This is a genomic window from Granulicella sp. S190, assembly GCF_009766095.1.
Classification (GTDB): domain Bacteria; phylum Acidobacteriota; class Terriglobia; order Terriglobales; family Acidobacteriaceae; genus Edaphobacter.
On the sequence record NZ_LMUD01000002.1, the window covers coordinates 325,101 to 337,285 of the forward strand.

The following is a 12,185-nucleotide window of genomic DNA, read 5'->3' on the forward strand; positions in this document are numbered from 1 at the left end:
GGCCCCGCATTTTTCGTAGACTCTTAATGAAATGGAACCCATTATGTCCGGAAAGATTTACCCCTCTTTGCTGTCCTGCTTCCGCTACGTTCTCGGTGTTGTCATGCTGGCGATGCAGGTTGCGGGCCTGGGTGGTCTAGCTTACAGCGCGACGCAGGACTATACCCACAACGTCGATCCGTTCATTGGCGTTGACTGGGGAGGCAATACCTTTGTTGGTGCTGCGATTCCCTATGGTCTGGTGAAGGTGGGCCCGGATATGGAGACCTTTGATGGTCATCCGTCCGGCTTCGGATACTCCAGCAGTGGCGTCATTCGAGGATTCTCGCATCTGCACCTGAGCGGCGCACAGGGGAAGTACGGCAATATCCTGGTCGCTCCGGTTACCGGCGAGCTTACTCTCGGTGACATCAGAACCCCGCGTACAGACGAAGTTGCAAAGGTTGGGTATTATGCTGCGAAGCTGACTCGCTACGATGTGAAGGCAGAGCTAACCAGTAGCCGCCGGGTTGGTTTCCATCGCTATACTTTTCCTGCCTCGCAGCAATCGCACATTACGATCGACATCGCGCATGCGTTGAGCCTAGGCACAGACTGGCAGGCGCAAAAGTTTCTCGGCGCGGAGATTCACCTCACCTCAAATCACGAGGCGCAGGGAGTAGCGCGCTTCACAGGGGGATGGAATCGCGGAGGCGAGTACCGGGTCTTCTACTATATGGTGCTGGATACTCCGTCCAAGACGATGCAGACGTGGACCGGCACGACTCTTAGCGATGCGAAGGATGCTACGGTTGGAGCCAGTACTCCGATCGGCGCTTCCTTCAACTTCACAACTAAGGCGAAACAGGCAATCCAGGCAAAGGTCGGCATCTCCTTTATCAGCTCAGAACAGGCGAAGGAGAATGTGCGACGGGAGGTTCCCGTGTGGAACTTCGATATGGTGCGCGCTGCTTCGGTTTCGCAGTGGAATATAGAGTTGGCCAAGCTCAGTCTCTCGGGCGAGAGCGACTCGCAACGACGGCAGCTCTACACGGCGATGTATCACATCATGCTGATGCCCACCGATCGCACCGGGGAGAACCCGGACTGGAAGTCCTCCGAGCCTTACTACGATGATTTCTACTGCATCTGGGACACGTACCGCACCTCAAGTCCGCTGCTGACGTTGATCTCTCCCGATCGTCAACGCGATATCATCCGCTCTCTGATCGATATCTATCGTCACACCGGTTATATGCCGGATGCACGCAGCGGGAATGATAACGGGCGAACGCAGGGCGGCTCTAATGCAAACGTGGTGGTAGCGGATGCGTTTGTGAAGGGCATGAAGGGGATCGACTACGAGACTGCGTTCGCTGCCATGATTCACGATGCTGAAGTTCCTCCGGCCGATCCGCAGAAGGAGGGTCGCGGCGGCCTGAAGGACTATAACGAGAAGGGCTTCGTGACGCTCGCCGACGAACGCTCGGGCTCGCGTACTGCGGAGTACAGCTACGACGACTTTGCCATCTCCGAGGTGGCATGCGGGTTGGGCAAGACCAAGGAGGCGGAGCTTTACAGCAGCCGCAGCCATAACTTCGAGCACCTATGGGATAAGGATATGAAGGCCGAAGGGTTCAGCGGGTTTATGCGGCCACGCAATCCTGATGGCTCGTGGGCTGCTCCGTATCTGGTCATCCGCGGCACCTGGCCGGACTTCTTCTATGAGGGCGACATCTGGACATATTCGATCTACGCTCCGCAAGATATGAGGCACCTGATCGAGATGGCTGGAGGCGATGAAGCGTTCACTCATCGCCTCGACTGGACGTTCCTTCGTCGTCACTTCGATGTGACGAACGAGCCTGGTTTTCTTCTACCGGTTCTCTACAACTACGTAGGCCGGCCTGACAGAACCGCGGAGATTGTGCGCCTCACGCTGGAGAAGGCGTTCTCCGACACGCGTGCGGGTATCCCAGGCAACGACGATTCGGGTGCGATGTCGAGCTGGCTGATCTTTTCTACACTCGGCATCTTTCCCGTCGCGGGGCAGGACGTCTATCTCATCAGCACTCCCAGTATTCCGGATGCGTCTTTATCACTTGGTGGCGCCAAGCAACTTCGGATCATCGCCAAAAATCTCGATGGCGATGGCCTGAACCGATTTGTGCAGTCGGCGACGCTGAATGGTGTTGACCTTCCTAATGCATGGTTCCGGCACGGACAGATCAAGGATGGAGGCACGCTAGTGTTGACGATGGGGCCTGCGCCGTCGGCGACGTGGGGAAGGGCCATGCCGCCACCTTCGATGAGTGATCGTGACTTTCGTCTCTGCGCAGGAGTGTCGCGATCTGCTGTCGCTTCCTCGCGGTAACACTTCGTCAGAGGAAAGCAAATGACGTAGCCTGATGGCGTGGCGCAAAATTCCTAGTGACAGGAGAACCAATCAAAGCAGATGTAGAGCCATCAAGTAGTATGAACGCAATTCGAAGGTAGGTGCTTTTTGAATCGTAGGCATTTTCTTGAAGGCGGCGTACTTGCGGCGTGCGGAGCCCTCTCCCCGCTCGCGAGTCTGTCGTCGCATGCGCAAACCTCCTCGGAACCTCCGTCGTTTGCGAAGATTATCGATGCACACATTCACCTGTTCGATCCCACGCGGCCAGAGGGTATCCCGTGGCCCCTACCTGGAGATCTCATCTATAAGCCCGCCCTTCCCGCTGGGTACGAGTCGCTTGCACGCCCTTTGGGCATCGTGGGTGCCATTGCAATTGAGGCCAGTCCCCTGCCCCGCGACAACGACTGGTTGCTACGAACTGCTGAATCCTCCCGCTTTATTGTGGGCGTGATTGGTGACCTCGTTCCAACCGAAAATAACTTCGTTGCAGAGCTTGCAAGACTGCGGGAGAGCCCTCTTTTTCTGGGGATACGCCAGGGTAATCTCTGGAACAGAAACCTTACCGAGGATGTGCGCTCGCCTAAGTTTTGGGTAGCTCTCCGTGAGCTCGCGCATGCCGGTCTCGTCTTTGAAAGCGCAAACCCTGATCTACCACTCCTTGAGGCGCTTGCAATCGTTGTGGATAGGATGCCCGAACTTACCGTCGTTATCGACCATCTGCCGCACATGCGGCAACCCGTTGCCGCAGAAGACCAACGGCGTTTCGCAGCGCTCCTGACAAGCCTTGGCAAAGCACCCAGGTGTTTTGCAAAACTCTCAGAAATTCCCGATCAAATCGGCGGCCGGCCTGTGTTGGACCTCGCTCCGTATCGCGCACGCCTGACTCAGTTATGGACTGCCTTCGGCCCTGAGAGGCTGATCTTCGGCAGCGATTGGCCGAACAGCGATCATATCGCCGGCCTGCCCAAGACTGTCGGCCAGGTCAAGCGATACATCATGGAGAAAGATGCCGACACGCGAGCAAAGTTATTTTTCGAAACCTCGAAGAGCGCATATAAGTGGCGTCCGCGGCAGGTAAACCAAATGCTTTGACGATCAGTTCGAACTCGGGTTCGCGCGTGGAGACAAATCTTCAGTTCGGATCGCGGTCTCAACCGTCACCTGCGACGAATCAAGACCGCGTCCACGCTCAACGAACGTTTATCGCAAGGGCCTGAGAACTGGACGGATTATTATTGGCGTCTCCTGCATACTGAGCAGTCACCTCGTACGTTGCAGCCTTTAGCACCGAGGACGGAACTGTAATACTTGCTATGCCTCCAGACAGTTCGGCTGAGCCAACAGAAGCCGTGCCGAACATCAGTGTCACCTTCCCTGTTGCAGTGCCAGGCACATTGGGTCGAGCAACGGAGACCTTATAGCTTCCCGATGAACCTGCGTTGATTGTTGTCGACCCAGTGAGACTCGTGGTGGTAGTCGCCTTGGTGATTTTGACCGTCTGCGTCGCGCTCACTGCCTCGTTGTAGTTGTCTCCGCTGTAGGCGGCAGTCACGACGTACGTGCCGGCCGGAATCTTGCCAAAATTTGCGACGAAGGTCGCCACGCCACTGCTGATAGTCGTGCTCCCGAACTTATAGGCAGGAGTGCTGAAGGTTACAGTTCCGGTCGGACTTGGAGCCCCGGTTTTGCCGAGCAGAACGGAGAAGATCGAATCCAAACCCTGTGTCGTCGTCGTTGGGCTGGCGTGGAATGAGATCGCAGGCAGAACTTTGATGTCTAACTTGTCATTCACAGAGACTGAATTGACGAAAGCAGTCGAGCCGCCATAGGTCACATGTAGCTGATAGACGCCCGGAGCGATGAGGGTGGTCGGGAACGAGAAGGTCGCTTTCCCGTTGGAGAGCATTGCAGTGGATACGGTCTGGCTGCCGACGACCAGGCTCACGCTTCCTTCGGGAACGTTGCTGCCGACGTGAGCAGCGACTACCACGCTGACCTTTGCCGTCTGTCCCTGCTGAATCGTAGTCGGGGCACTTTCGATCGTGGTGGTTGTGGGCACTTTGCTCACCTGGACCGTTGCGGTCGCTGATTCGACTCCGCCACAGGTAAACGAGTAGGTCACGCTTCCGCTGCCCACTGGGGTAATGCTTTCTTCGCCCGATAGCGCACGCAGTCCGGCCGATCCATTGCCTCCGAAGGTCCCGTCAGTGCTGCGCGCCAGGCACACGGCAGCGTTGTTGCTGAACGCATTGTTAGCCGACCATGCAAGAGAGAGCGGCACACCGACATATGCCGAAGATGTGCTGGCGGTCAGCGAGATAGCAGGTGGCAGTCCGGTGTTTAGCTCGTAGAGAATTCCTGAGGCAAAGCCACTCGAATAGGTGGCTCCGTACAGGTTGCCATCCTGTCCTTCCACCACGCCGCCGTACGGGTTTATGGCGAAGTCGTCGTAGGGATTTTCGAAGGTGTAAATTCTGTTTGCGTTCCCGAAGGTATCCATCTGCAGCGCAGTGCCGCCGGGGTTGGTACCGCCGTAGCCTGGCGTGAGGTACATGTAGCCATCACCTGCGATCATGGGCCGGCCAAGATCCACATCGCCACCCTCGGCAAACTCATTGGGGTACACAGACTGACCAAGAACCGCAAGTGGCGTCAACGTGGAGGCTGCGCCGCTCGGCGTGATGCGGAAGAATGCGCCCTGAAGACTGAGAGCACCGCCGCAGCATGAGGTTCCATACAGGTTGCCGTCCTGGGCTTCCACCAAATCTGCGGATGGAAGGGATCCATCGGCAGCGGAGTAGAAGTTTGTGAAGTTGTAGAAAGCCTTGAAGCCGGTGCCGTTGGTGTTCAGCTCGAATGCCGTGCCCCACCCGAACGTTCCGCCGTAAGCCGCAGTCCCATAGAGCATGCCATCGCTGGCGAGAACGAGACCCCCAGTCACACCAGCTCCGTCTTGCTCTCCTGTGAACGAGTAGAGCGTTTTAAAGCTGTTCTTCTGGTAGTTCCAGCTCCAGACACTGCCATCTCCGAAGTTTCCATCGGAAAATGTTGTTCCGTAGAGCGTTCCCTTTCCGTCATCGATCATGTCGCCATACGGCGTTCCGCCATGCTGAAAGCGATAGAGAGACGTAAAGGCCCCGGAAGAGATGTTGTAGCGAAAGAGGGCTCCGCCCGCGACCTCGCTCCCGGGGGCACCGAATGCAATCGTCGTTCCATAAAGGTAACCGTCTGTAGCTTGAATCAAACCGCTCAGAGGAAGAGTGCCATCGTTCTCACAGTCCAAACTGTAAAGAGTAAGGTAGATTTGCGTTGCAGGATCGAAGTTGAAGATGGTGCCGCAGCCATTCTTTCCGCCTGCTGTCGTGGTGCTGTATAGCTTGCCATCACTGGCAAAGATTACAGGAGCATCGGGACCTTGTCCGTCCACACTTGATGAAGGCACGTTGAAGGTATGGAGCACTGCAGGGCTTACCCCGCTCGAAAACTGCAATGTGGGTACGTTCGCTGCCGCTGCTTGAGGCTTAGCCTCATTATTCAAGGGCAATGCGAGCTTACGCGACCCGGGCACGAGAGCAGCCACGCCCTCAGCAAGCTTCTCTTTGACTGTCATGGGCGATTGGGCGACAGACGGTAGCGCCGCTGCGATAAGGGCGAGCATTAAGACCGGAACCTGCTTCATACGTTTCACCACTCCCTGTCATCTTTTGGAAAGAAAAACGCAGGCGCTATATGTGCGTTGCGCCTGCGCCTACTTCGTTCTATTTCTGAGTTACGGTGACAGACTCGTTCGGAGAAGACGACGCCGCATTCTGCGTATCCCCCAGATAGACCGCGCTGAAAGAATACGATCCCGCGGACACGCCGGCGGTTGAACTCTCGATGACCGCCTTGCCATTGGATACCGTCGCAGTCGCGATCACTTTTCCGTTTCTGAGCAGCTGCACGGTGCCCGTCGGGGTGCCGGTCATATTTGGCTTTGTCACCGCGACGGTCGCGACCAGCTGGTTCCCTTCAACCACCGCCGATGCAACTCCCAGCGTTGTGATGGTGCTGTCCTTAGCGATGGTCATCGTCTGCGTAGCAGAGGCTACCGTGTCGTCAACATCTCCTTTATAGGTAGCACTCACTACATAGCTCCCGGGCAGGTACTTGCTGGTATCGATCGAGACGATAGCCGAACCCGAGGTAAGCACAGTGCTGGCAAGCGTTTCGCCCGAAATCGAGAAGACGACAGAGCCGCCGGGAGTGTTGGCTCCATTTGTTACAGAGACCAGCAGAGTGGCTGGCTCTCCATCAACCAGTTTGTTAGGACTTAGAGTGAATTTGATCTCTGGCGTAACCTTCGTTACCGCGATCTTCGCAACTTCAGAGATCGAAGCACCGTACTTCTGATCCCCTTCGTACTTGATCTGAAAACTATAGTTGCCCGTCGCAAGCTTGGCAGTCGCGAAGTGAATCTGGGCGACGCCATTTATTACTCCAGCGGTAGCAATTGTCTGTCCGCCAACGATCAGTGCAGCGCTGCCCGAGACCTCTCCGGACGGAGACACAACCGAGACCTCGATCGTTCCTGCCTGCCCATAGACCAGTGTCGAAGGCGCAGAAGTAATCGTTGTCGTCGTCACAATCTTTGCAAGAACATCCACGGTTGCAGTTGCTGTCTGCGAGCCGCCGCAGGTCAGAGCGTAGGTAATGGTTCCCGATTTAGCCGGCGCTACCGTTGCCGATCCTGCGATCGACGTAATACCGGTAAAGCTGCCATCAGAGCTTGTGGCGAAACATATCTTTGCCGAATCGCTGAAGGCGTTGGTCGCCTTCCAGGTGAGTTGGACCTTCTGATCCTCGTCTGGGGCCGTTGTGCTTGCAGTCAGCGTCATTGCAGGCACAATGCCTGCTTCGATCTTGAAGATGTCGCCGTTCTGGTTCTCGGCGCCAGTGATGGTGCCACCCCAGAGGTTGCCAAGCTGGTCTTCCAGCACTGCGGCCGCGGGAGTGCCGGAGGTATCGCTGGCTCCGACCGCGGCGAAGTCATGTACGTCGGTATAAACGCCTGCCGTTGTGAAGGCCATCAACTGACCGTAGCCGGTCGGCCCACCTTGCGGGCCGACTACGTAGAGCTTCCCGTCGCCGCCAAGAGTCGGGGAGCCGTGCTGTGGATTCACACCCTGACCGGCGCTGAGGCTAAGGGCGTAGATCTGCGTGTAGGTGGGGTCGGTTCCATTCGGCGTGATCTTGTACAGCGTGCCGCATCCATTACTGTTGTCGTTCGCCGAGCAGTCCCTGCCCCCGTAGAGAGTGGTGCTATAAAGCGAATGGTCCGATCCTTCGACAAATCCCTGAACCGGAGAGTATCCGTCAGTGGCACTCGATCCGAAGTTGTGAATAACCTTGAAGTCGGTTCCCTGGACGTCGACAGACCAGGCCACGCCATCGCCGAAACCCGTACCGGTGTGGTCTGTTGGGCCACCAAAGCGCGAGGTGCCGTATATTCTGCCGTCGCTCGCAACGATGATCCCAGCCCAGGGATGCTGTCCATCTACGCCATTTTTGAAGTCGTAGATATCTGTGTAGGAGTTGGTCTCATAGTTCCACGAGAAGATATTGCCAAGGCCATTCAGCCCGTCGTATGAGGTGCTCCCGTACAGGTGGCCCTTACCATCATCGATTAGCTGACTGTAGGAGCCGCCACCGATGGCAAAGTTGTAGACCGTCGTGAAGACTCCCCTGGAGAGGTTGTACTGGAAGATCGTGCCGCGATAATTAGCGCCCCCTGAATCGGTCACTCCGTACAGGTTGCCATCGGAGGCTTCCATGAGCGAAGTGACTACGGTCGCGCCGTCGGGCGTAAATCCGAAGTTATGGATGTCGGTGTAGTTGCCATCAGGAGTCAACTTGAATAAGACTCCGTTCATAAGCGTGCCGCCCGCCACGGTCGCGCCGTAGAAGTTCCCGTCACTGGCGAGCATCAGGCTGTTGGAAGAGCCTGTGCCGTCCGGCGCGCAGCTTCCACCGCAATGATAGGCTCCTTCAAAGCTGAAGACGTCTACGATAGACGGCTGAGTGTATGCAGAGGTGGAAGCGTCCGGCTTGCTATGCAGCGCACTGGCCGGTAAGGACGATGCGGCCAGAATAACTACGGCGGCAGTGGTTTGGATCAGTCTACGAATCATATTTCGAACTCCCCGAGATACTGCGGCAATGCCGATGTTGTAGGCCACTTATCCTTACCGAGCCGCCGCGCTGGCCGAAGGGGCAGCGGGTGCGGCAACGGTTAAGGAGAGGGTTCTTGTGGAAGGCTGGTTGGTAGCGTCTCCGCTGTATTTCGCGATCACACCGTAGGCACCTGGTGTAAGGCCCGCGGTGTTTACGGAGAGCACCGCACTGCCGGAACTCAGATTGAGAGTTCCGAGTGACTTGGCCCCGAGGAGGAATGCGACCGTGCCTGATGGAGGCACGGTCGAGCAGCAGGCGTGTGTCACGACCGCTGTGATAGATACCGGAGAGCCTTCGGCAACTGGATTCGTGCTGGATGTGAGGGTCACCTCCGTCAGCGCCTTGGTCACAATCACAGTGAGCGTTGAAGAATTGGAGGCGGCATCCGAACCATCCCCTGCATACTTGGCGATTACGTCGTAGGTTCCTGCAGGAACGCCGGTCAGCACTTGCTCGTAGACAGCTTTGCCCGTACTGTCTAGCGTCGCTACACCTTGTGTGCTCTGTAATAGAGTGCTGGAGTAGAAGTGTACGGATCCTGTCGGGACGCCTGTGTAGCCTGCAGGACGGGCCACATTGGCAACCAGAGTCACCGTGCCGCCCGCTTCTACGGAGCTTGTACCACTCGGAATCACGGTGGTCGCCGCCTTGTTGACGATCAGTTTTTCCGCCGCTGAAACCGAAGACTCGTATGTGGCGGAGCCGCTGTACACAGCAACTACTGAGTAGGTGCCCGCAGCATACGTGGCCGTGGAGATGCTGATCGAGCATGCTCCCTTTGCAAGCGTGCAGACTCCTTTCGAAATCCCATTGGCCGTGAAGGTAACAGTGCCATCCGGCGTGCCTGCGGCACTAGAGACTTTGGCCGTAAAAGTGGATTTGGACGAACCTGCAGCCAAAGACGAGGGTGACACGGTCAGCGCAGTCGCATCGGCTACGGAGCCGGCCTTTACAACTTGGAGAGTCGTATGTCCGGCGGCAGAGGCGTAGTTCTCATTCGTCGACGAATAGGTCGCTGAGATCGTGTAAGCTCCCACAGCCAGCGAACCTGGCGCATACACGTAAGTCGCTACCTCGGCGCAGCTTCCAACGGACGAAGAGCACCCGTCAGTCGGCTCAAGCGTCGCCGTACCGAGTGTCGTGCCTCCGATCGCGAAGGTCACTGTACCCGTTGGATAGCTGCCAGAGCCGCTGACAGTTGCTCGGTAAGTAATGCTGGAAGGCTCATGCTCGAAGACGTAGGAAGCGACGCTTGCGGTAAGCGTTACAGTCGCCTTGAAAGGCGAGGCGCTCCCGTAAGCCTTCGCGAAACCCTGCGCCAGATTCCAGGCATTGACTGAACCAATGCCGGTCGAGAAGTCCCAGCCGACGTTGGTGCCATAGGTCGGCTGGTAGGAGCTGCTCGATACCGAGTCCACGCCGATCGCTACACCTACGGGCGCGTTGATGTTGGTGTCGTTTGCAATGTCGAAGCAATTGAACGCAAGCAATGTTTGCGGGTTGAAATACGTGCAAGGCGTGTTGATGTCGCCACGTGTGACGTCATGAAAGACGCAGCCGCTCGTGCCGTTCGTACCCTTCGTCGAGTTACAGGCAGCACTCCCCGCTGATCCGTATTCAGTATTCGCCAGCGAGTAGTAGAGATAGTTCGGATTGCCCGCAATCTCTTTCGTGTAGTCGTTGATCAGCGTCTGGATGCCGGCCATCATCGGTGACGAAGCCGAGGTTCCCCCTTCGCCAGTCCAGGTATCGGGCGTCCCGGTGCACGGCTGGGTGCCTAACTGTGCTTCTGCCGGATTCGATGCGCAAATCACGATGTAATGCCCCCATATGCCGTTTGAGGCGAAGAGCGAAACATCCGGGATATCACGCACGTTATCGTTCGGGTTGCCCACAATCTTCTGCCACGAAGGCTTAGGTTGACCCGCGCAGCTTCCATCGGCTACGCCACTGGTGTCAGGCGTACCGCTGAAGCAGTTGCTAGGGCCTCCGCTGCCTGCCACCGTGTCGATGTACTCTGGCGTGTTCTGGGGCGAAAGTGTTGCCGCCAACGGGCTGGCGCAAAAGCCAGTCGCACCGTAGGTCTTTCCGTACCCCAGGAAGCTAGAGATCAACTGACTTGCGCAGGTATCGTTCCATGGGATCTCAGGAATGTAGCTCTTAGCCGAGGAGTAGTCCGGGTTGTTGGTCGCGTTCCAGTAGGTCGCCCTGGTGTGGTCGTAGGTGTCGCCAAAGTCGGTTCCGCCCACGGCCACGTTATAGGGTGTCGTCGCATAACCGCTGGTCCCCACGCCGTAGTAGGAGAATGAGTTTCCATCGTCGCAGGAGCGTGCACCATCGTCCCCGCTCGATACAAAAATGGATACGCCGCGTGCGGCCCCATGTTGATAGGCGTAAGAGAACGCCGCATTACTCGCCGCGCCGTTGCCCGCCTCGCAGAAGCCATAGCTCATGCTCAGCACCGGCACCGTGATCTTGTCCGCAGAGATGAGATTTTCAAGCGCAACCAGGCCACCAAAGGTGCTGTAACCATTCTGGCAGGCCTCAACAACTACATTCGCTCCAGGTGCCATGGCGGTAGCGTATTCAATGTCAAGCGCCACCTCGATGTCGGTCCCGTCGTTATAGTCTCCTGGCTGTCCGCAGAAGATCGGCCCTTTAGGAAACGAGGTCGTCTGCTTGCCGCCATACTTTGCTAATCCAAAAGTGTTGACAAATGTCGTCCAGTCCGCAGAGGTACCCGTTCCGCTGGGATCGTAGGCAGTTTCATCCTCGATCAGTCCGATGGTCTGTCCCTTACCCGTGTGCCCCGCAGCCAGCAGAGGCGTGGTGTTATAGATCGTCTGACCATCTCCGGGCGTGAACAGATAGGAAGTGGAATCACCTTCGGGCGCCGTGTAGTCTGGCGCAACAACACCTGCCGCCACCCCTGCCTTTCGGCTCTCCTGTACCGCCACTTTGCTGCGTGAAACATGATCGCTATGAGGCATAAAGTTGCTGAGCGAGGTAGGGCCGACAACCACGCTCGCGAGCGACGCAGGGATCTTCGGGTCAGACATGTTGGCAACGTGTTTCTCGCCGCTGGGAAGCTCCAGCCTGTGGATGTCGGTGTGGAACGCCTCCCGGACCATGGCCGCAGTCCCCGAGAAGTCCACCACCATTCCGTCTGGAGTGATGCCGCCAATCGCAAAACCATGCCCCTGGAGCCACGTCGTTACCTTGGTGAGGTCATCCCGGTTGACGCCGTACTGCTCATCGAACTCCTGCTCCGATATCCAGGAGTGATACGACGCACTACCCGGTGTCTGCATCTGCTCCATGACCTTCTGCAGCGCTGCCTCCTGTTCGGGCGAGCGCTTCAGCTGCAGCAGCATGTGCGGCATAGCGAAGCCAGCCTCAACCGCGCCTCGATCGTTCGCGGTGTCGCGGGCGGCCCGATGGGTATTACCAACCAGTGTCACCAGCACGCGCTCATCGATCTGGCTGGTGACGCGGGCGGGGGCGGAGACCGAACCTGGTACGGTAGCGGCCCAGATGTAGCTGGTAAATGCGAGAAGAGCGGCGACTACAGCTTTCTTCATAACTCCCGTTACCTCAA

The 12,185-nt window shown here is 57.3% G+C and carries 5 protein-coding genes; 2 read left to right on the forward strand and 3 right to left on the reverse strand.

What is annotated here, in order from left to right:
* Positions 1-43 precede the first annotated feature (43 nt).
* Both GSQ94_RS01275 and GSQ94_RS01280 read left to right on the forward strand, forming a co-directional pair.
* On the forward strand, positions 44-2,353 hold the full coding sequence (locus GSQ94_RS01275) for a GH92 family glycosyl hydrolase (RefSeq protein WP_158941498.1): 2,310 nt from the start codon (positions 44-46) through the stop codon (positions 2,351-2,353).
* Between the two features lie 129 nt (positions 2,354-2,482).
* Positions 2,483-3,466, forward strand: a complete 984-nt coding sequence (locus GSQ94_RS01280; RefSeq protein WP_158941499.1) for an amidohydrolase — start codon at positions 2,483-2,485, stop codon at positions 3,464-3,466.
* Positions 3,467-3,563: 97 nt separating this feature from the next.
* On the opposite strand, the gene GSQ94_RS01285 is transcribed toward GSQ94_RS01280, so the two are convergent.
* The 3 genes from GSQ94_RS01285 to GSQ94_RS01295 all read right to left on the reverse strand — a co-directional run bounded on the left by GSQ94_RS01285 (position 3,564) and on the right by GSQ94_RS01295 (position 12,168).
* A complete protein-coding gene (locus tag GSQ94_RS01285; protein WP_158941500.1) occupies positions 3,564-6,053 on the reverse strand; it encodes an Ig-like domain-containing protein in 2,490 nt (829 codons plus the stop codon).
* A 79-nt stretch (positions 6,054-6,132) separates the two neighbouring features.
* Positions 6,133-8,544, reverse strand: coding sequence for a choice-of-anchor tandem repeat GloVer-containing protein (locus GSQ94_RS01290; protein ID WP_158941501.1), 2,412 nt, complete (start codon positions 8,542-8,544; stop codon positions 6,133-6,135).
* 54 nt (positions 8,545-8,598) lie between these two features.
* On the reverse strand, positions 8,599-12,168 hold the full coding sequence (locus GSQ94_RS01295; protein WP_158941502.1) for an Ig-like domain repeat protein: 3,570 nt from the start codon (positions 12,166-12,168) through the stop codon (positions 8,599-8,601).
* Positions 12,169-12,185: the final 17 nt, after the last annotated feature.

Coding starts and splice junctions, on each gene's coding strand:
- GSQ94_RS01285 (WP_158941500.1), bottom strand. CDS start 6,053: ATGAAGCAGGTTCCGGTCTTAATGCTCGCCCTTATCGCAGCGGCGCTA.
- GSQ94_RS01295 (WP_158941502.1), bottom strand. CDS start 12,168: ATGAAGAAAGCTGTAGTCGCCGCTCTTCTCGCATTTACCAGCTACATC.
- GSQ94_RS01275 (WP_158941498.1), top strand. CDS start 44: ATGTCCGGAAAGATTTACCCCTCTTTGCTGTCCTGCTTCCGCTACGTT.
- GSQ94_RS01290 (WP_158941501.1), bottom strand. CDS start 8,544: ATGATTCGTAGACTGATCCAAACCACTGCCGCCGTAGTTATTCTGGCC.